This is a genomic window from Colwellia asteriadis (assembly GCF_039523295.1).
Taxonomy (GTDB): Bacteria; Pseudomonadota; Gammaproteobacteria; order Enterobacterales; family Alteromonadaceae; genus Colwellia; species Colwellia asteriadis.
Genome location: NZ_BAAAFA010000007.1, coordinates 249,224 through 270,365, shown reverse-complemented (window position 1 = coordinate 270,365; position 21,142 = coordinate 249,224). Strand labels below are relative to the sequence as shown.

Below are 21,142 nucleotides of genomic sequence, written 5' to 3'. Positions count from 1 at the left end.
TATATAGATGTATCTGGGTAATTACATTCAGTTTAACTAATGACAAACAACAAGGGAGTATCAAATGAAGAAGACAATAATTTTAGGTGCACTTATTACCGCTGGTTTTCTAAACACTAACTTGCATGCAAAAACCTATAGCAGTGAAAGTGATGCTAAAGGTGTTTATGTTGGCGCTAGTTATGGTTATTTACGCGTAGATAGTGATAACGGCTTTGATGAAAATAAATCAGCCTACCAAGTATTTGCAGGCTATGGGTTTAATCAGTATTTTGCTATTGAAAGTAGTTTTATTGATTTTGGCGACTACGGTAATGATTTTGCTAACGCTGATACAGATGGTTATACCTTAGGTTTAAAAGCGGGTGTGCCAGTGTCAGATAATATCAGTATTTATGTTCGTGGTGGTCAATTGTGGTATGAAACCGACTACTCAGTACTTGGTGTTAACAACAGTGCAGATGATGAAGGTTTGTTTGCTGGTGTTGGTGCAAGTTACCATATCAACGAAGATTGGACCGTTAAGTTCGATTACACGGTTTATGACAACGATTTAGACGTTGATAGTGCAACAGATGATATTGATGATGCTAACTTTTCAACAGACTTGAAGCATGCTTCGTTAGGTTTTGAGTTCAAATTTTAAAACTCTACAATAAGTTTCCCCCAATACACAGCTACTAACAGCTAACTATAGATATGTATTGGATACTCGTTGTATTGTTAAGATAGTTTCCTCTTTTAACGATTCAGCTATCGTTTAGCTTTCAAAGGCAATACAACGAGTGTATCAATAACCCAAAATTGCTAGGTCAAATCGATTTAATGAAATACGACGTAGAATAGCATCAATGATGACTTTTTAGAGTTGTTGCTATCGCGACACCTACAAGTGATATTGTATTTGTTTACACATAGACTAAGCCCTTTCAGTTTCCTGCGTACAATTGAATTAGTTAAGCTGGCTGTATTACCTAGCGATTTAGTTGTAATTATCAAAAAGCGCGTTGAAAGTTGTTAATAGTTTAGACTACATCGGTAGAGGAAAATAAACATATGAATAATTATCCATAGATATGAATAACAACGGTTGCAATCTCCTATAAAATCAGTTTAAATAAGCGTGCTTTTATGTTTTAGACCTTTAACTCTAAATTAATTCTGATTTGGTTTTCTTACAGAAGTAATAAGCACCAGAAGAGGCGCGATAGCTAGGTAGATAATGTTACCCACCTAATAGGCGGGTTAGGAACCACATTCCATATGCATTATTGAGGGAGACTATCGCCGAGAATATTGTTACGTGGCATACAATATTCGGTCGCTAGGGTTGAATCCTTAGGGCTGTCACCTGACGTATTTGTTGCATTGTTTAAGTGCGCTATAACAAAACATTAAACAAAAGGTGGAGAGCTTCTGGCTGAAAAAGTTTTGCTTCTTTTTCTATGCCGTTTTGGTGTAGACCACTCGCTAACTGCTCAGTCATGCTCTTCCTATAGCTAAGTTTACCAATAAACATGCTATGTATTTTATGGGAGAAAATTATGAATTCTAATATTACTACTAATTTACCGCTTACCATTGCCAAATTTGGTGGAACTAGTGTTGCCGACTATGACGCTATGATGCGTTGTGCCAATATCATTAAAAATGATACGAGTAATCGTTTAGTGGTTGTTTCAGCCAGTGCTGGCGTAACCAATCATTTAGTGCGTTTAGGGCAAAGCGATGTTTCATTAGCTGAGCAAGCCGATATCATCAGTCAAATAAAAGCTATTCAGTTAAATATTACCCAACACTTTTCAGCAGATATTGAACGTGCATTAAATACCGAGATTGAAAGCTTGCTTGAAGCGTTAAGTGTATTAGCTTTAGCGCAATCTAAGCAATATAACCTACAGCATAGCGATGCAATTCTATCGTTTGGTGAGCAACTTAGCTCACGTATTTTTGCGCAAGTATTACGTGTTGCCGATGTTGCAGGTGAATATTTTAACGTTCAAGAGGTCATGAAAACCAACAGTTTATTTGGTAAAGCGGTTGTTGATGTGGCTCAGTTACGTGAACTTTGTCAATCAGAGTTAGCGCCTAAACTTGTCAATAAGGTTATTGTTACTCAAGGCTTTATTGGTCAAGATGCACAAGGTAATACCACAACCCTTGGTCGTGGAGGCTCTGATTATAGTGCGGCTTTACTTGCAGAAGCGCTAAGTGGTACTAATTTAGCCATTTGGACCGATGTTGTTGGTATTTTTACTACCGACCCTCGTATTACCGACCAAGCTCGCTCTATTGCTGAAATAAGTTTTGGCGAAGCGGCAGAAATGGCGACTTTTGGCGCTAAAATATTGCATCCTGCGACACTTATTCCAGCCATGCGTTGTAATATTCCGGTGTTTGTCGGCTCATCTAAAGAGCCTGAAAAGGGTGGCACTCAAATTAAGAAAAAAGTTGACTCAAATCCAACGTATCGATCTATTGCTTTACGCCGTGAGCAAACCTTAGTTACAGTGAAAAGCCCAGCAATGCTACATGCCAGTGGTTTCTTAGCTAACGTTTTTGCTATTTTAGCTAAGCATGAGTTGAGTGTTGATTTGATCACAACGAGTGAAATTAGCGTTGCCTTAACCTTTGACAACCCCGTTGGCTCAACCCAATCGCAAATTACTAGCGCGGTTGTTGAAGAGTTAGAGCAATTATGTGAAGTGAGCGTTGAGCATGGTTTATCGTTAGTTGCCGTTATAGGTAACGGTTTAACACGCGCTAAAGGAATTGGACAAAGTATTTTTGATACCTTGAATGATATCAACGTAAGGTTGATTTGTCATGGCGCTAGTGCGAATAATTTATGTTTTTTAGTGAATGAAGCTGATGCGAACACCACTGTTGAGAAGCTTCATAAAGCGCTGTTTGCCTAATAAATATAAATAACCTGATCAGGTTAAATATAAACTATGATATGAGCGTTACTTGAGTCACGCTCATATACTTATTTTTCTACAGTACCTTTTTTATAGCTCTTTTCTATAATATTTTTTCTATATCACTAGCGATATCTTCAGGCTTAGTTATTGGAGCGTAACGCTTTATGACTTGACCATCACGGTTAATTAAAAATTTAGTGAAATTCCACTTTATAGCCTTAGAGCCTAATAAGCCAGGAGCTTGTGCTTTTAAATAGCTAAATAAAGGATGGCTATTCTTTCCGTTAACATCAACTTTATTAAATAAATCAAAGCTTATATTAAACTGTAAATCACAAAACTGTTTAATTTCTTCATTGCTGCCACTTTCTTGCTGTTTAAACTGATTACAAGGAAAGGCTAATACTTCAAGTCCGTCTTCTTTATAGTTGTCGTATAAACTCTGTAACCCTTGATATTGCGGCGTAAATCCACAATTACTTGCGGTATTTACTATAAGTAACACTTTATTTTCATACTGTGAGAGTGACACATCTTCATTGTTATTTTTTTGTGCTGAAAAGGTGTAAATACTATTCATATCGTTATTCCTAATAGGGTAATATTTCTCAATATTACATGAAAGTTATACGCTTGTATTGTAAAGTAACGGCAGTGAAATATTCCAATACTATAGAGCAAGTTGGTATTACGTTAAGGAAAAAATATGAAAGTTGCATTTATCGGTTTAGGCGTGATGGGGTACCCAATGGCGGGTCATTTAGCAAAAGCGAATATTGATGTTTGCGTTTATAACCGCAGCCATGAAAAAGCGCTGGCATGGCAGGCTGAGTTTGGTGGTAGTGTTGCAACAACACCAGCATTAGCAGCACAAGGTTGTGATTTGGTTTTTTGTTGTGTGGGTAATGATGACGATGTTCGTCAAGTGACTTTAGGTGAGAATGGTATTTTAGCTGGTATGCCACAAGGTAGTATTTTTGTTGATCATACTACAGCCTCAGCTGAGTTAGCCCGAGAGTTAGCATCAGTCGCTCTTACTCATGGTCAGTACTTTTTAGATGCGCCAGTGTCAGGTGGTCAAGCAGGCGCAGAAAACGGTGTTTTAACGGTAATGTGCGGCGGTGATGCAGCAACATTTGCTAAAGCGCAGCCTGTTATGGACGCTTATGCACGTTTTAGTCAGTTGATGGGGCCTGTTGGCTCTGGCCAGTTAGCGAAAATGGTTAATCAAATATGTATTGCAGGTGTGGTACAAGGATTAGCGGAAGGTTTTAATTTTGCTGAAAAAGTGGGATTAGATCCTAAAGCATTAGTTGAGACCATCTCTAAAGGCGCAGCCGGTTCATGGCAAATGGAAAACCGCTACCAAACTATGTTTGCGGGTGAATATGATTTTGGTTTTGCGGTAGACTGGATGCGTAAAGATTTAGGCATAGCCTTTAGTGAAGCCGATAAACATGATGTGGCGCTACCTATGACAAAAATGGTTGATGGCTTTTATCAAGAAATTCAAGAAAACGGTGGTAATCGCTGGGATACGTCTAGTTTGATTTCACGTTTTAAAAAATAATTATCGAGGGAATGATGAAGGTATTTATTGGTGTTTTGACGAGTATGTTGTTATTAGCTGCTTGCGGTGGTGGCTCTACTGCACCGACGAAGGTTCCTACTGCGGGCGGCCCAATTGATGCCACACCAGTGAAGACGACAGATAACTTAGCTCTCCCTAATAATCAAGGCTTAGCAAGTTATAATGTACTCATCCTAGGTAATAGTCATGTGCAATACATTGAACCGCTTTTAAAAAGTATATTTACTAAAACGAATAAAACGGTGAATATTGAGACGCGCACCGGCGCATTTCTTGATGCCATTGTAAAAAATGAAAGTATTATCGAATTACTTGAAAGTAAACAATGGAGTCATGTTATTTTACAAGGACAGAAATATTCACAAAGTCAGTCGGTGTTGTATTCAACTGAGGCAACCATTGTCTGGATTCAACGTGTCAAGGCGATAGGGGCTACACCTATTCTTTTTCCTGAACACCCGCCAGAAGGTAAAACACAAGAAGCAGAGTACGTCCATGGAATTCATCAAGATATTGCTTCAATGCAATTGAGTTGTGTCGCCCCTGTTGGCTTAGCGTGGAATAAAGCACTGTCGATTGAACCAAATATTGTCGTTTACCAAGCCGATGGAAATCATGCTAGTGAGTTAGGGGCTAGTCTTAGCGCTTTTGTGCTGTATGAAACCATTACAGGTGAACCCGCTGATTTATTACCTTTTATTTCTGGCATTGTAGGTGATTTGAATACTCAATCGATGTTCAAACAAGTATCGTCAGAGGTTATATCGAGTAATCCACCTTGTCTTTTTAAAGGCTCTAAAGTAGAGGGATTATACTCAGGTAGTTAGGTTGGGTAGATAGTTCAACTCAGAATCTACTGAACTGAACTGAACTGAACTGAACTGAACTGAACTGAACTGAACTGAACAGAAGTATAGCCTTATATTTTACCCGCAATATGTACAACCCATTTAAAAAGCGCCAGCATTAAGCTGGCGTTTTTTTTAGGTTACTTAGCGATTATCTGTTATAGGTTAAATATCATAGGTACGCTGGTAAACATCAGTAACACAATAATAGCAATAGCAGCTAAATTTAGCCATAAACCTGCTTTTGCCATGTCACGTATACGCAGCTCTCCTGAGCTAAATACAATAGCATTAGGTGGTGTGGCAACTGGCATCATAAAGGCGCAACTTGCTGCTAATGCGGCTGGAATAACTAGCATCATTGGGCTGTCTACTAACGTGACTGAAATAGGGCCTAACAAAGGTAAAAAGCTCGCCGCAGTAGCGGTATTACTGGTGATTTCCGTTAAGAATAAAATCGTTACAGTGACAATTAATACTGCCGCTAATAACGGAAATGTTGAGGTTGTTTCAAGTTGTGTTGCGATAAATGCGGCTAACCCCGACTTTTTAATTAAGCCTGCTAACGCAAGTCCACCGCCGAAAAGTAACAATACGCCCCACGGTAACTTTTTAGTATCATCCCACGATAAAACGCGAATGTCTTTTTTACTATCGACAGGCGCTATAAATAATAATAAGGCGACAAACATTGCAATACCGGTATCAGATATTGGCAGACCGGTAGCGCTGGCGATTAGCGGTCTAAATACCCAACCTAATGCTGCCAGGCCAAAGAAAAATAATACCATTTTCTCGCCTTTACTCATGCTACCTAACTCAAGCAGTTTTTCTTTAAATAAGTTATTGGTATTAACCGTTTCACCTTGATTCACCTTGTAGCGAATTTTAGTCAGAATAAACCAGCAAAAAACTAACATTACTGTGGTTAACGGAACACCTACCATCATCCATTGCGCAAAACCAATTTCAATACCATAGCTATCTGATAAATAAGCAGCCATTAATGCATTGGGTGGAGTACCAATTAGCGTTGCTAAGCCGCCAATACTGGCTGAAAAGGCAATGGCTAATAGCATGGCTTTGGCATAATGACCATTGTTATTGCTTTGTTTTTGGTTAACCATTTGAATAATAGATAAGGCGATAGGTAGCATCATTACCGCGGTTGCCGTATTAGACATCCACATTGATAAAAAGGCTGTTACTATCATTAACCCGCCTATTTGATGGCTAGGTTTAGGGCTGACTATCGACATCGCTTTTAATGCAATACGTTTATGTAAGTTCCAACGCTCCATCGCTATAGAGATAAAGAAACCACCCAAAAATAAAAAGATAAGTGGGTGTGCGTACGAAGACGTTACCGCTTTAATTGGCGCAATACCAATAATAGGGGCAACAATTAATGGCAAAAATGCCGTTACTGAAACAGGGGTTGCCTCAGAAATCCACCATGTTGCCATCCATAAGGCTAAGCCTAATGTGTGCCACGCCGCGGCTGACATACCTTCAAAAGGGGCGGGGATTAATAAGGTCATCAACATTAGCATTGGACCTAATAACAGCATACCCATAGGTGTTGTTTTGTTTTGAGTGTTATTCATAAGGCTTTTTGTTTTATCGTTATTTTTATAGATGGAAGCTACTGTACGCTAGAACGTCAATATACGTTAACTTACACAAATAGGTAATTATTTTATAAGTTTCACTACAACCGTCAGAAATTTAGACTAAATTTATTTACTAGGATCAGTAAATAAATGGATAAATAAGAAATATGGTTAACAGCAACTTAGCGGTAGAAAACAGTGAGAATATTCATATACAAGATACCTTTCCTTTGATTAAGTGGTCCTTAGATATAGCTACTCAGCAATTTCACTATGATCAGGGTATTTTTAACTCGCTATTCCAGTTTAATCAACCAATACATACTGTTGCCGACCTTATGGCATTAATTACTTATGAAAAGCGTGAAAAAGCGCAACAGGTTTTTCGTGAAGTATTAATAACTAACTCACCTCAAAACTTTACTTGTTGCTTAATGCTTAGTAACGAAGAGTTTGTTTATGTCGAGTTTAACCTTAACCTATCAAAGAACAATATTATTACAGGAACTATGCAACCTTTAATGATGTTTGCTAACCATATGGAAATAGCTAATATTTTTCAAAGCTTATTTGAAAATGATCATCATGGTATTTTAATTACAAATAGCGAATCAAAAATACTTGCCTGTAATGCTTACTTTGAAAGGCAAATGGGCGTAAACCGAGGTGAGTTAATAGGTAAAAATACACGTAGCTTTAATGCCGGACGACACTCAAAAGAGTTTTATCAGGATATGTGGGCGAATATTAATGAGTTAGGGCACTGGACTGGTGTTATTTTAAATCGCCATCCTGACGGGGAAATTTATCCTCATGAATTAACCATTCATAAAATATCACCAGTTAAAGGAACTGTTTTCTATTTAGGGTTAACCGTAGACTTAAGTAAACAACTATCACGTTTGATGGACACAGAGCTAGGTGGAATAGATTTATTAACCAAGCAGCCAACTAAAGAAAAGTTTCTTGAGGATCTTACTATTTTCAGTCAAAAAACAGGGCACCATAGTGGTAAAATTGTTTTGGTTGTTAAGCCATCTTTTGCCAGTGAAAATTATCATAAAAACCTTGTTTCCTTATCTGACTCACTATTTCATGTACGTTTATGTCAAGTCACAGGCTATATGGGCGAAGGTATATTTGCTATTTGCGCCGAATATCATTTCAAGCAAAACAGTGAGCAATCTAGGGCTATTCGTTCGGCCTTAAGGTATATGTTTCAAGATATTAAATTTCATGCTACTAAAGACGTTCACGATGCCATTATGAAGGGGAGAGTAGGAGTTTCAGTATTAGGGTTAGATAATCAGTCGCCGCAAGAGTTATTGTCAAATGCAACCGAGGCAATGATTGAGGGGCATGCTGGCGAAGGGCGACATGTTAACTTTTATTTTCGCGCCATTCATCAGGAAATTGCCCGTAAAAAGCAGCTAGAAACTTTTGTCTCACAAGCGATCAACGAACAACAACTTGCAGTGCATTATCAACCTATTGTTAACAGCAGTACGGGGGAGTTAGTTAAGTTTGAGGCATTATGTCGTTTTCCAAGTATTGTTGATATAGACAGTAATATTGAAGAAATGATCACTATTGCCGAAGATCTTGATCTTATTGCGGCATTAGATAACTGTATTAGTGCTAAAGCGTTGACGGATTTACAAGAGTTACAAGGTATATTTGGCGATGATATTGGTATTACTATTAATTGCTCCTTAAATACTAAACAAGATACTTCAGAAGTTTTAGCTAAATTAAATCAGTTAATTCTAACAAATACTCAAACCCCTAATTTAGTCACTATAGAGCTAACAGAAAGTGCCTATTTTGACAGCCAGTCTAAACAGTCAAATGCTATTGCGGAACTACATAATGTAGGGGTTAACATCGCAATAGATGACTTTGGTACGGGTTACTCATCATTTATATATTTAACCGGGGGGGTATTTGATATTTTAAAAATAGATAAGGCCTTTGTAACGGACATTTATCAAGATAATAATAAGTATAATATTGTAAAAATGATCACTGAACTTTCTCATACTTTAGGAGTAAAAGTGATTGCCGAAGGGGTTGAGAATAAGGAGGAACTCTTTGTATTGCAAGCTTTGAAAGTTGACTATATTCAAGGGTATATTTTTTCAAAACCTAAAGCATTGCCTGACTTAAATAGCGCAATGTATTTTGTCGAAAAATTTAACCATATTATGAGTTTCAATGAGAATAAAAATCAACTTGGCAGCTTTACAACATTAATAAAAAAAGATCTCTATACGTTAGCTCCAACAGATCACCTTGTTACTCTTCACCAATATATTACGCTTAATTCTACACACGTCATTCCAGTTTTACTTCGTAATAAATGCGTTGGTTTGGTCGGCCGTGCAGAGCTCAACTTACATTTATCACCCACTATGGGAACCGATACAGAAACGACTAAAGAGTCGAAAATATGGAATAAGCCGATTAATCAATTAATGAATGTCGAGTTTACGCAGCTTTTAAACACAACGGTGGTGAATGACTTGTCCGTATTGATTAAAGATAATAAACAGTTTCCCTGGGTTATTGTTGATGATAAAGACAGTTATGTTGGGATGGTTTTCCGCAGCGATATTGTTAATTATTTACTTGAACATAATACTTGATTAGCCACTCTGTGCAGTAAAGTGGCTAGTTGGTAATTTAAATTATTTTAACAATTAGCTTTGTAAATATTCATATAAGGCTTTGAGTACCGCCATTTTACCTTGGTCGCTCTCATGCTCGTGCGCCAAGTTTTCAATAGTTATCATAAACTCATCAGCACTTAAAATACCTTTACCACCATATTGCAATTTACTTTGACAGTATTGCTGCCAGCGCTGCTGCTCTTCATTCGTTAATGTTGTGGGGTAGTTACGGGCACGATAGCGAAAAAGTAATGTGGTTAAACGCTCATCTTGAAAAGTAAACGGATGCGTTGCCAGTTGCTCTGGTGCTAAGCCGCGTAAAATATCCATTTGCGCTTTATCACTGTGACTAAAAAAGTTACCGCCGTATAGTGCTTGTTCAGCATCAACCTCATCATTGTCAAAATCAGAGCTTGCAAAGACATCGCTTAGCTTATCCCTTATTTCAGCATTGTCTTTTAATAACGCTAAGTTCGCTAAGCAAAAATCACGAGGAATGTCTAAACGTGCTGCATTTTCAGGTAATAAGGTTTTTGCGGGCGCTACAATAGGGCATTTATTTAAATGAATAAGCTTAACTGGAATAGGCTTTTCATCAGGCGCTAAATCATCGTAGCGCGTGTATAACCTAGTTTTAATTTCATCACTAGAAAGCTCAAGTAATGGCGAAATATCTTGTGCTAAATCAACACAAATTACTGCATTTTTATTAACAGGGTGATAATTAACCGGAGCAAACCAGCTAGTACAGCCATGCTGTGATGAAATTTTGCTTGAGGTATGAACGACTGGCGTCATTTCAGCGACGTTCAGTAATTCAGCCACTTGCTTTTTGTTTTTTAAATTGAAAATAAAATCATAGAGCTTTGGCTGCTTCTCTTTAATAAGTTTTGCCATCGCAATCGTTGCATAAACATCACTCATTGCATCATGGGCAGCTTCATGGCTAATACCATTGGCTTTGGTGAGTAACTCTAAGCGAAAACTGACTACTTGCTCACCATCACGCTCAACGGTTGGCCAATTAATACCTTCAGGGCGCAGTGCATAACACGCACGCACCATATCAATAATATCCCAGCGGCTATTACCATTTTGCCACTCACGGGCATAAGGGTCGTAAAAGTTACGATAAAATAAATAACGAGAAACTTCATCGTCAAAACGAATATTGTTATACCCAGCGACACAAGTATTAGGCGTGCTAAACAGCTCATTAATACGCTTAGCAAAATCAGCCTCTGATAAACCCTCACGTTGCGCTTTTTGTGGCGTAATACCAGTAACTAAACACGCTTCAGGGTGAGGGAGGTAATCAACAGGCGGCTGACAGTAAAACATTTGCGGCTCGCCGATAATATTTAAATCAAGATCGGTACGAATGCCTGCAAACTGAGAAGGCTTATCAAATTTAGGTGAAATCCCCCAGGTTTCATAATCGTGCCACAATATGGTGGGGGTGTTCTCGGTGTAACCTTGTGTATCGTTATTGTTTGTTTTTTTCATAATATACAATGATATAGTTGTTTTTTGGTTCTGTAATGTAACATTAGGTATTTTGAGATATCGTCTTAAGCCACCTCTTGTGTGTCACCTTGTGTGTCCCCTATCTTTTTGCTAATCTCATATTTTACAAGTTTTTGTGTACCCCTGATTCTCAAGGAAAAAATATGGTAAATAGTGAATATATAGACCCACCAACAGAGAAGCCTAGTATTTTACATACTAAAACCTTAGACGGGTATAAAAATAAAAAATATAAAAAAAGGTTTGATGTAAGTGACCATTCGGGGCTTGGGGTTAGAGTCTTTGAATCAGGGCAGGTTTCTTTTCACTATCGTTACAGATTTAATAAAAAAGCTAAAAGGTTAACGTTAGGGAAATATCCTGATTTAAGTTTATCTAAAGCTAGAGAATTTGTTCCCATAATTAGGCAGCTCATCAAGGAAAATAAAGATCCTTCTATTTATCTTTTTAAGAATGACGAAGATCAGAAGTGAGCCAGCACCAGATAGTGAAAACTGCAAAATATCAGAAGAGTGGTTTAAAGCATCTGTAAAATAAATATAAAACGGACTTAAATACTAAATGTTGTATTCAGATACTTTGCAATCCCTTATTAAGTTAATTTCCCTTAATAAAAGCTTTCCTTCACCAAGTTATTCAAGTTTGAGTACACACTCAATTGCTAACGGTGTTGCTGAGCTTCTTTTAAAATCAAAATTACTACCTAGTAAAAACTGTAGGGCTAAAGTACAGGGCTATATTAATTCACAATACGATAATGCAGAAGACGAAATAAGCGTAGGTGAACTTATTGATTCCTTACTTCTAGAGGAAGTAAATGAAAATATTGAAATGCTTCCTAGGGACATTTATAGAGATGGGGAATCAGAACTTGAAAAAAGACTTTTTCCAATAACTAAAAAAATTAAAACTTGGATAAACGAAGATGAAAATGTACCAAAGTTTGTTTTACTTAAAAGTGAATTGGAAAGCTCTTTAAGTGAAAACAAATTCCTTTCAGATGCGTATAAAGATAGTAATGATTTTCTCTTTGATTTTACTGATGAATTAGTAAAATTTAAAGTCCACTTTACTAATGAGTTACTAGGGGATGACGAAGGGATAATTTTTGGATATTTGTGGAAATCTCTTTCAAAAGAAAAAGATGGCTTTACAACGTTTATAGACTTTTTTATTCATTTAAGAGTCGATATTTGGAAAGTTATATTTATTGATAAAGCCTCTGAAAATGAATTCATTGAAAATACTTTATTATATTTTGAATCGAAAAGTAAATCATGTGATTTATCTTGGAACAAAGCTCGTGATCAAGTCTATTTAAAAAGAGATGGTATCTGTAATGGCACAATACAATTAGATGTTTTATTAAAAGATGAAAATGTAAATATTACGTCAATACAAGATGCCTTTATTTGGTTTAAAAACCAACATATGCATCCTGATTATCATAGTATTGATTTTCAACTAATTAATTATCTATTAAATCAAGATGATAACTATAATATTTTAAGTCGTTTTATAGAGTCAGCTAATCAATCAAGCTGTTTAACAATCAACTTTATTAATTCAGGTAATTTTTATCAAAATAAATTACTACGTTTTCTTTTTTCAAATAAAAATTTTATACCCTTAGCTTTACATATTATGGCTTCATATAAGATGGTGGATATACCTTGGAGAAATGAGCAGGAAGTCAAATCATTAGAAACAGTTCTTTGGAATTTATCTACAGCGCACCTAACCGAATCCATTTTTCATTGTCCAGAGCAAGAAAAAATAGTAGTTTTTTATAATTCACTAATGGCTGTTTCAATTGCATCTGTTTCATCTTTCGGTTTACAGAATGTTACAGCCAATGAAAAGCTTGTCAGTTTGGTCTCTACTCTGGAACTACCTCTAATCCAAAATATTCAAAATTACGCGTTAGAGTTATCTGTAGAGTCATATGAAGATAACTTTCATGCATATTTCCATCTATTGTTTCTTTTATTAAAAGTACAAAAGAATCATCAATTAGAGGAGCGTATTGCAGCTATATATGTTCAACGGCTCAACTTACAAATATCTCATTTAACAGATAAAGGTAATGAAAAGAGAAATAGTTTTAGTAACCTTCGATTTAGTCCAAAAGAGTTATATGATGAATATCCATGGTATTTACTTAATAGCTCAATTAGTAACTTGATTTCCCATGAAATTTTGAAGGTAATCAAAAGCTCTTATTCTTCTATATTATTTAATAAAAATGATTATCACCTAAAAGAGATTATTGGTACTCATTTAATTATCTTGCTTAAATCACAAGAAAATAAGGACTTTAAGGTAAAAATTTTTAATGAGTTTATAGAGTTCATTAGAGAGTTCTCTTTCGATGAATTTGATTTATTTGATTATGGTTCAAGTAAGAGTTTAATTAATGAGTCGAATAAAGTTTCAATCAATTTAAAATTTAGTTCTATTTTAGATCAATTTAGTGATGAGCAATTCAATAGTTTTATCCAATTATTGAATAGAAAAGATCCAACTACTTTTCAGCTTCTTTTATATGCTAACGCTCTTTCGAAAGAAGATCGTGTTGCTGAAATTGTTAAATTAATCCTGTTACGTGATGACACTAAATTGAAGGATGCTTCTTGGACTGATGAAATTAAAGAAAGTGTTAATTTAGCCCATGCTATAGGCTTAAGTGATGTTAGAAATATCCTAAAAGAGGATGGTAAAGAATCTAGCCATAAGTCTTTTAAAAATGATTGGGATTCGATTGGTTTTCAATATAAATTGATCAATGTGTTAGATGAAAATCTAAGTGTAGATGAAAAAATAGACAAAATAAGAACGATAGAAAATCCATTAAAAAATAATAATTCTCACCCCTTATCACGTTCTAATGAGGCTTATATAAATTATATAAAAGCTCTTGTTTACTTTGAAAGTGATGCAAATAAATCTTGCCTTATTCTTAAAAGGCTGTGTAATTCACATCGACAAGAACTTTATATTACAGCTCTTTTTGATGCAAGAATAATAGCCTATGAAAAGTCAGAACACTACGTAGCCAGCTTGGAAGAATCTATTGCCGAATGGTCTTCATTATCAGGAAAAAGCTGTAAAACTAACTTAGAAAACTGTTCTGAAATAGAAGTGGCTTTATTATTAAAAGCTTATTCTCTTTCTAATAATTCATCTAGCTTTACTCAAATATGGAATGATTTATCTGACCAGAGGCAATTTTCATTAAAAATTGCAGAAATATATATAAACGAATGTATGAGGAGTGAAACATCTGATGTTGCGGAAGAATATCTTATTGAACTTATTCAATATCATAACGTTGAAAAATCTAACTCCATTGAGCTTAAAGGAAAAATATCAAAACTTAGTAATTTGATCATTCACCCTGAATTGAATGTAATTAAATCAGAACTTGATGGTGGGGTAACTGTTAGAAATGTAATTGAATCTCTAACTGATAATTGGAGAGATATCAGATCTCTTAATCATGAAGAAATTGCTAGGGTTATGTCCTCACCTACAATAAATGAAAATCATTTCTTTCACTTAATTAATGATACCAGCTTTATGGTATTTCAAGATTTAGTTTCACAGCGTTTATATTTTCAGGAAATAAAGACTCCCAAAAAAAGCAAGAATAAAAGTAAACTTGGGCTAGTTGCAGAAGATCATATTTCAGCTTTTTACTTGAAAATAATTAAGAACAAATTTTCAATGTTTGGTTGGAGTGTGTCAGATCAAAATAAATTGGGAGAGTCTTCCTCTGGTGAAGGTATGGGTGAAGTCGATGGATTACTAAGGAGCCATACTGGTGAATCTATAGCAGTTTTTGAGGCCTTAATTCTTAATTGTTTAAATAAAAAATATTTAAATGATCATTTAGATAAAGTTTCTAAATATGATACTAACGCTAGTCCAGTAGCTATTTTTGCCGTTTATTATGAAGGGAAGTCATTTGATAGATTTAAATCAAAATATGTTAATCATATTAAAAAGTATACTTCTGAAAAATATAAAAAAGCTTCTAATCACTGTATTGAAAAATTAAAAGAAACGGATAACTTATTTTGTTTCACTGAAAAAAGGCTTCGTGGTGGTACAGAGGTTCAATTTATTCATTATGTAATGAACTTACTTCATTAATTGTGGCTTATTTTCAAGCCCCAGTTATTAGGATGACATATGACAAAAAAGCATAATAATTTATCTTCTGATAAACCTCTAACAGAAATCTCAGATGATGCTCTCGGTTACAGTTTTTTTGCTAAAAGTTTGGCTGACAGTTTATATAAAGGATCTTTCGATGACGGTATTGTTTTATCAATTTATGGTGAGTGGGGATCAGGGAAATCGACAGCATTATCATTTTTCGAAAGTCACCTTAAAGAATTAGATCAAGATATTTCTATTTTACATTTTAATCCTTGGTGGTTTTCTGGTGAGGAAGCATTATTAAAATCATTCTTTTCTCAGTTGAGATCTTTATTCTCAAACTGGAAGTCTAGAGGTAAAGAATTAGCAAAAAAAGTTGGTATTATTGCTGACGTATTGGCAAAAGCACCGATAGCAGAAGCCAAGGCTGTTGATGCACTATTAAAGAAGTTACTTGGATCAGATTTAAATAGTATCAAGCAAGAAATTGAAGATTTACTTAAAGTTGAAAAACGAAAAATCATTGTAATTATAGATGATATTGATCGATTAACTGGTGATGAAGTAAAACAATTATTTAAATTAGTAAAGGCTGTCGCAAACTTTCCTCATATTGCTTATGTTCTTGCTTTTGATCGAAATGTTGTTGCAAAATCAATTGAAAAAGCTCTTAATGTAAATGGAAATGACTATATAGAAAAAATAATTCAAGTCCCTTTTGAGTTACCTGCACCTGACCAAGGTGAATTAAGTAAATTATTTTTTGATAAAATAAATCTAATTTTTAGTGATGTTCCCGAAGAGGAACATGATCATACCTATTTTGGTAACTTATACCATGATGGTATTAAGTATTTTCTCACCACGCCACGAGATGTTGTTAGATTAACAAATACGCTAAGTATCACGTATCCGCCTGTAGCAGGAGAGGTTAGTTATTGTGACTTTATTGCTATTGAGTCAATTAGGGTCTTTGAGCCTGAAATTTACGACTTTATAAGAAGGAACGAACACCTATTCAGTGGTGTTGTATCTGAGTCAAGAAATTCACAGGTAGAAAGGGAATCGAATCAAAAGCTACTACAAGAAGTATTTACTAAAGCTAAAAATACCACTCATGTAAACATTAAAGCATTCTTAGAAAGAATGTTCCCTAAAGTCGAATCTATAACTGGAAATATGATGTATGGATATGATCATATGCCATTTTGGAGAAAGGAAAAGAAAATATGTAGCCCAGATCTATTTTCTACTTTTTTTAGATTCTCTTTACCTATAAACAGCATTAGCTTTAATGAAATTAATTCAGTAGTCTGTCGTACAGTAGAACTAACTGATCTAGTTGATGATTTTCAAACATTGGCGATTGAAATATTACCTAATGGTAAAAGTAAAATAAGCGTTGTGTTAGACCGTATATTGGATTACTTGGACGATCTTAATGAAACTCAACTAAAGAATTTAATTTCTATGATTTTCCTGATTGGTGATGAATTGCTGTTGGAATGTGACCAATCTCAAGAGATGTTTTCTTTTGGAGGCAATGATATTAGGTTAGGTCGGCTCATGTATCAATGCTTGAGAAAATTAAGCAATGATACAGAAGTTCGCTTTGAAGCTCTCAAAGTTGCTTATGAAAACGGAAATGCAGTAATAATGATGTGCCATGAAGCTGTATCTCTAGGGCAGCAACATGGAAAATATTCTAATAAGGAAGATGTTAAAGATGATTATCTAATTGAACTAAATCATCAAGAAGAACTTGAAAAATTATCTTTATCTAAAATACGGGAGCTTTCAAAAACCAACAAGTTAATAATTAACCATAATACCGTAGACCTGCTCTATTCTTGGAAGGGGTGGGCTGATGAGAGTGAGCCACAAAAGTGGATTAAGAAAAAGCTGGATGAAAATCCAAAGGATCTGATTTTTCTTTTATCTGGCTTTGTTACTAAATCTCATTCTCATGCTTGGGGTGATAGGGTAAGTAAAACAATAACAAGATTAAATGTTAAAAATCTTTCCACTTTTGTAGATTTAGAGTTTGCAAAATCTATTGTTAGTAGTCTGCTTTCAACATCTGAGAATAATGATAGAAAGTGTTTAGATTTGTTTTTGACTGAATGTGAAGCTTTTAAACAAGATCCCGATACATTTAATAGGCAGTAGCCGAATAACCCAATTTAATAATTAAATATGCATGATTTTGAGTATTCAAAATGAAATATGAACGAAAAGTTAAAAAAGTAAAAAGTTTAATTTCTAAGCACGATTCTATGGATATTTTAGATACTTCATTACGTTATTTGTACGATGCTGGAAATGATAAAGAGTCTAGGCTTCAAAGGCATCCTTGGTTGGTCTTGTTAGTTGTAAAATGGGCTTTTATTAATGAAAATAAAAAGATAATACAGCCTTTAACGAATAACCATTATATGGCTATTCTTAATGCTGTTTATGGCTTGGCTGATTTGGTGAAAATGCCAACAGACCATAATAATATACATCAATTTATGAGGAACATGGCATATCAACAGTTTATCTATCAGCATGATTTTTCAATATTAGACGTAGGGAGAAATAGTCTTTTATTTAAATATTTACCCGATAATCATAATTTAAAATTACTTTTTAAGAAAAAACATGGGTTTGAATTAAAAGATTTTATCTCTCTTAGTTTTACCCTGATTGCGTTTGTTCATAGTGGTAAAAAACATACAGTAGAAGTAAACCAATTCTCGCCATTATTTAGATATTATTCTGAAAGCTTAGTTAAACTGTTTCTTGATTCAATTAGTATAAATATTAGAGACTTGAGGAAAAGGTTGTCTAAAGATGATTTATCTAAAGAAAACTATTCGGAATATTATGAACAATCTCCTTTTATTAAATACCCTTTAGTAAAGCACGGTCTAAAATATACATGTGTAGACCCATTCATATTATACAGATGTATTGAGCATTTTTTATATGACACATTGAAAGCTGATGAGCCTCAAAAGTTCATGCAAAGTTTTGGTAAAATGTTTGAAAAATATCTTCTCAAAGGCCTTAAATATGCAAATTTAGATTATGTAGAAGAATCTTGTTTAAAAAAATTTCTGCCACCTAAAAATAAATGTATTGATTATGTGATTAAACAAAAGAATTTCAATATTTTTATTGATGCGAAGGGTGTAGAAATGCCATATTTAGGTAAGGTTACAGACAACCCTAAAATCATTTTAGATAAAGTTAAATCTAGTGCAATCAAAGCGATAGAACAAGCGTCAGCTTTTAACAATTACTTATTATTAAATGGTGGTGAGAACTTACCTGAATTTAAAATGGGGAGTTGTTTGTTAGTTGTAACCTATAAAGAATTATATCTTGGAAATGGACAATTGTTGTACGACACTGTAGCTAAAGATAAGATTGATTCTATAAATGAATTTATCAATGAAAAAGCTAGGATCGACCTGAAGAGAATTTATTTTATTACAGTCGATAGTTTTGACTTAATGATGTCGTTAGTAAAAAATCATAAATTTGATATTGGTGATATATTAGAAAAAGCTATTGCGGATGATGATGAAGGGTTAAGTAAAAAGTTCGAATTTTCTCAACATGTTAATTCATTTGTAGATCAAATTGTTCCACCTAAATTTTTGAAGGAAGAAACTGATAAAATATTATTAGATTTTAGAGAAAATTTATCAATAGCCTAATTAATTGTTTATGTTAACAACGTCACTTGATTTCTTGGCTGAATCTAAAAACTCTTGGAAAGTTTCCTCAAGTAATTTTTCAATTCCCATATCCTTAAAGCAGACTTTGGGTTTAGATTTTTTCTTTATAATCTTTCTACAACCGTACCAAGTGAAAATACCACAATGTCTAGAAACTAATGATATATCCTTATCAATATCTTTAATAAGCTCCTTGGTAGCTTTGTTATTCATATTATCAAGTTGCTTCTCAACAACCTCGCTCTCTTGTTGAGAAGTGCCTAAGAAATTTAAATTGCTAAAGTTTATAATGTAATTTTCTTGTGTCGTTAGCACTTCAGTTAACTTTTCTTTGCCCCTTAGCTGAAAAGCTAAAACAGGATCATCTTTGCATAAGGTCTGTAGTGAATTTTCAAATGCATTGATAAACTCAGGACTGATTTCTGGACTCAATACTTTTAACAGATTTGTCATGTGACTTTCTATTAACTCTTTTAATTCCTTAGGAGCGTCTTCATCGTCATTAATTCCCAATTTTAAGAAGCATGATTTACAGCATTTAAGATATTCTGCTGTTATTTCTTTTGGATCAGCATATGAAGACTTAAGGAGGTGACGAAATTCTAATAGATGAAATAAGACTAGTTTTTTGGCTTGGAGCCTTTCAGATCTAGACTTTAAGTAATATCCAACACCACCTAATAAAGCACCAAGAGATATTCCTATTAATCCAATTAATGCCGCTATAACTTTACTGTCCATGTACCCTCTAGCTTATTAAGTTTTATAATTTTTAATTATTTATCAAGATGATGGGATTGTATAGTCTTTAAATAAAAAGAATAGTGGAGAATTATATAAATTTAGAAAACATATTATTATATACCTTTTGTTTTTGTACCCCTGTGTGTACCTAAATTAAATAAACTTTAAATTATCTTTATAAATCAAATGGGTTTCATAATCGTGCCAAAGGATAGAGGGCTGTTCTGTGTTATTCATCAATTTTTGCTCTTTGAACTTTTTAGTGATAACTCTATAGTGCGCTTTTTTGAGACTTCTCTGGTTAACTTGGTAACTTATAATACAAGCAATATGCTTTATTACGTTGAGCCTGCATATTTATTCGATGTATCTTTGAATTGTAAAACATTACTCGATAATTAAATATCATTGCTTGTTGCTTGTTGCTTGTTGCTTGTTGCTTGTTGATTGTGGCACGTTGAGTCTCATATTACTAATTAGCTGCTTGCTAAGCTTGTATAAAAGCTTCAACGGATTATTTTAAAAGGGATAGTGGTTAAAAATATTATCAATAATGTTGTTCAGTTGAGCTTTATCGTTGTTTACTTTGCCATAAGTTCGTAAGCCCACAAGTTGGATTTGTATATGGGTGGCAAGCTCTTGTGCACTTTTAGTGTTATCAACTTCACCTAATACTTGCGCCTCTTCAATAAGCTTAACAAACTCAGTGGCAATTTCGCCTAAGTGCGCTTTGGTAATATCAATTAACGCTTGGTTTTCATTAGTGAGTTCACTAATGGTTTTAGCTAGCATACAGACCCCATTAGGAGCGCTATTTTGAGTATCAATGACTTGAGCTTTCATAAAGGCTTTAAGTGCTTCAATAGGAGAGCTATTTTCACGTCGACATTGTTTCAATTGCTCAATGCCCATGTCAGTGTAATTTCTTAATGTTTCGGTAAATAAACCCTCTTTACTGCCAAAGGCGGCGTAAATACTACCCGGGCGCATATCTATTGCGTCTTGTAAATTACGCATAGAAGTGGCGTGAAAGCCTTTTTTCCAATATAGCTTAGTTGCTATGTCTATAACTGCTTCGCGGTCAAATTTTGCTACCTTGGCCATGTTGCTACCTAGAGAATTACTTTGAACATTCGTTCAATTGTAGGGTTTTGTCTTTATTAGGTAAAGATAAAGTTACTGATAATAAATAAATTCAATAGTAAACAGTCGCTTATATTTTATTTGAACGATCGCTCAAATAAAATATTGAACGATCGTTCATGTTGTTCTATAGTACGTTTTATTATAAAGGCTATGAAGCAGTTCCTTTATGACTTAGCAGTGTTAAATAG

14 protein-coding genes and 1 riboswitch are annotated in these 21,142 nt (G+C 34.6%); of the genes, 9 read left to right on the top strand and 5 right to left on the bottom strand.

Going from position 1 to position 21,142, the window contains the following annotated elements; genetic code table 11:
* The first annotated feature begins 64 nt into the window (after positions 1-64).
* Together ABD005_RS11815 and lysC are read left to right on the top strand one after the other, a co-directional pair.
* A complete protein-coding gene (locus ABD005_RS11815; protein WP_215979265.1) occupies positions 65-646 on the top strand; it encodes a porin family protein in 582 nt (193 codons plus the stop codon).
* A gap of 543 nt (positions 647-1,189) precedes the next feature.
* Positions 1,190-1,424, top strand: a riboswitch (Lysine riboswitch).
* Positions 1,425-1,544: 120 nt separating this feature from the next.
* Positions 1,545-2,918 (top strand): lysine-sensitive aspartokinase 3, encoded by a 1,374-nt coding sequence (lysC, locus tag ABD005_RS11810; protein WP_343817609.1) that lies wholly within the window; start codon positions 1,545-1,547, stop codon positions 2,916-2,918.
* A gap of 106 nt (positions 2,919-3,024) precedes the next feature.
* On the opposite strand, the gene ABD005_RS11805 is transcribed toward lysC, so the two are convergent.
* Positions 3,025-3,504 carry a glutathione peroxidase gene (locus ABD005_RS11805; protein ID WP_215979263.1) on the bottom strand — a complete coding sequence of 160 codons (480 nt, stop codon included), beginning with the start codon at positions 3,502-3,504 and terminating at the stop codon, positions 3,025-3,027.
* A gap of 126 nt (positions 3,505-3,630) precedes the next feature.
* On the opposite strand from ABD005_RS11805, the gene ABD005_RS11800 reads away from it, so the two are divergent.
* Together ABD005_RS11800 and ABD005_RS11795 are read left to right on the top strand one after the other, a co-directional pair.
* Positions 3,631-4,494: an NAD(P)-dependent oxidoreductase gene (locus ABD005_RS11800; protein WP_215979262.1), complete on the top strand. Its 864-nt coding sequence runs from the start codon at positions 3,631-3,633 to the stop codon at positions 4,492-4,494.
* Positions 4,495-4,505: 11 nt separating this feature from the next.
* Positions 4,506-5,342, top strand: coding sequence for a hypothetical protein (locus ABD005_RS11795; protein WP_343817606.1), 837 nt, complete (start codon positions 4,506-4,508; stop codon positions 5,340-5,342).
* Between the two features lie 179 nt (positions 5,343-5,521).
* On the opposite strand, the gene ABD005_RS11790 is transcribed toward ABD005_RS11795, so the two are convergent.
* Positions 5,522-6,970: an SLC13 family permease gene (locus tag ABD005_RS11790; RefSeq protein ID WP_343817604.1), complete on the bottom strand. Its 1,449-nt coding sequence runs from the start codon at positions 6,968-6,970 to the stop codon at positions 5,522-5,524.
* 173 nt (positions 6,971-7,143) lie between these two features.
* Between ABD005_RS11790 and ABD005_RS11785 the strand changes: the two genes are divergently transcribed.
* Positions 7,144-9,621, top strand: coding sequence for a sensor domain-containing phosphodiesterase (locus ABD005_RS11785; protein WP_343817602.1), 2,478 nt, complete (start codon positions 7,144-7,146; stop codon positions 9,619-9,621).
* Positions 9,622-9,675: 54 nt separating this feature from the next.
* On the opposite strand, the gene sbcB is transcribed toward ABD005_RS11785, so the two are convergent.
* Entirely contained in the window at positions 9,676-11,151 is a 1,476-nt protein-coding gene (sbcB, locus tag ABD005_RS11780; RefSeq protein WP_343817600.1) for an exodeoxyribonuclease I, read from the bottom strand.
* Between the two features lie 164 nt (positions 11,152-11,315).
* Here sbcB and ABD005_RS11775 point away from each other — a divergent pair, with 164 nt between their 5' ends.
* The 4 genes from ABD005_RS11775 to gapS1 all read left to right on the top strand — a co-directional run bounded on the left by ABD005_RS11775 (position 11,316) and on the right by gapS1 (position 19,043).
* The gene (locus tag ABD005_RS11775) at positions 11,316-11,645 is read left to right on the top strand and encodes an Arm DNA-binding domain-containing protein (RefSeq protein ID WP_343817598.1); all 330 of its coding nucleotides are present in this window, start codon (positions 11,316-11,318) and stop codon (positions 11,643-11,645) included.
* 88 nt (positions 11,646-11,733) lie between these two features.
* Positions 11,734-15,327, top strand: a complete 3,594-nt coding sequence (locus ABD005_RS11770) for a hypothetical protein (RefSeq protein ID WP_343817596.1) — start codon at positions 11,734-11,736, stop codon at positions 15,325-15,327.
* Positions 15,328-15,366: 39 nt separating this feature from the next.
* Entirely contained in the window at positions 15,367-17,505 is a 2,139-nt protein-coding gene (locus ABD005_RS11765) for a KAP family P-loop NTPase fold protein (RefSeq protein WP_343817594.1), read from the top strand.
* A gap of 50 nt (positions 17,506-17,555) precedes the next feature.
* Positions 17,556-19,043, top strand: a complete 1,488-nt coding sequence (gene gapS1, locus ABD005_RS11760; RefSeq protein WP_343817592.1) for a GapS1 family protein — start codon at positions 17,556-17,558, stop codon at positions 19,041-19,043.
* Here the strand turns inward: gapS1 and ABD005_RS11755 are convergent, their stop codons facing one another.
* A complete protein-coding gene (locus ABD005_RS11755; protein ID WP_343817590.1) occupies positions 19,044-19,805 on the bottom strand; it encodes a hypothetical protein in 762 nt (253 codons plus the stop codon).
* A 522-nt stretch (positions 19,806-20,327) separates the two neighbouring features.
* A complete protein-coding gene (locus ABD005_RS11750) occupies positions 20,328-20,912 on the bottom strand; it encodes a TetR/AcrR family transcriptional regulator (protein ID WP_343817588.1) in 585 nt (194 codons plus the stop codon).
* Positions 20,913-21,142 lie beyond the last annotated feature (230 nt).

What these genes read in the sequence shown, in the direction of transcription:
- lysC (WP_343817609.1), top strand. Translation starts at nt 1,545, where the DNA reads ATGAATTCTAATATTACTACTAATTTACCGCTTACCATTGCCAAATTT.
- ABD005_RS11805 (WP_215979263.1), bottom strand. Translation starts at nt 3,504, where the DNA reads ATGAATAGTATTTACACCTTTTCAGCACAAAAAAATAACAATGAAGAT.
- ABD005_RS11770 (WP_343817596.1), top strand. Translation starts at nt 11,734, where the DNA reads ATGTTGTATTCAGATACTTTGCAATCCCTTATTAAGTTAATTTCCCTT.
- ABD005_RS11795 (WP_343817606.1), top strand. Translation starts at nt 4,506, where the DNA reads ATGATGAAGGTATTTATTGGTGTTTTGACGAGTATGTTGTTATTAGCT.
- ABD005_RS11750 (WP_343817588.1), bottom strand. Translation starts at nt 20,912, where the DNA reads ATGGCCAAGGTAGCAAAATTTGACCGCGAAGCAGTTATAGACATAGCA.
- ABD005_RS11755 (WP_343817590.1), bottom strand. Translation starts at nt 19,805, where the DNA reads ATGGACAGTAAAGTTATAGCGGCATTAATTGGATTAATAGGAATATCT.
- ABD005_RS11775 (WP_343817598.1), top strand. Translation starts at nt 11,316, where the DNA reads ATGGTAAATAGTGAATATATAGACCCACCAACAGAGAAGCCTAGTATT.
- ABD005_RS11765 (WP_343817594.1), top strand. Translation starts at nt 15,367, where the DNA reads ATGACAAAAAAGCATAATAATTTATCTTCTGATAAACCTCTAACAGAA.
- ABD005_RS11800 (WP_215979262.1), top strand. Translation starts at nt 3,631, where the DNA reads ATGAAAGTTGCATTTATCGGTTTAGGCGTGATGGGGTACCCAATGGCG.
- ABD005_RS11815 (WP_215979265.1), top strand. Translation starts at nt 65, where the DNA reads ATGAAGAAGACAATAATTTTAGGTGCACTTATTACCGCTGGTTTTCTA.
- gapS1 (WP_343817592.1), top strand. Translation starts at nt 17,556, where the DNA reads ATGAAATATGAACGAAAAGTTAAAAAAGTAAAAAGTTTAATTTCTAAG.
- sbcB (WP_343817600.1), bottom strand. Translation starts at nt 11,151, where the DNA reads ATGAAAAAAACAAACAATAACGATACACAAGGTTACACCGAGAACACC.
- ABD005_RS11785 (WP_343817602.1), top strand. Translation starts at nt 7,144, where the DNA reads ATGGTTAACAGCAACTTAGCGGTAGAAAACAGTGAGAATATTCATATA.
- ABD005_RS11790 (WP_343817604.1), bottom strand. Translation starts at nt 6,970, where the DNA reads ATGAATAACACTCAAAACAAAACAACACCTATGGGTATGCTGTTATTA.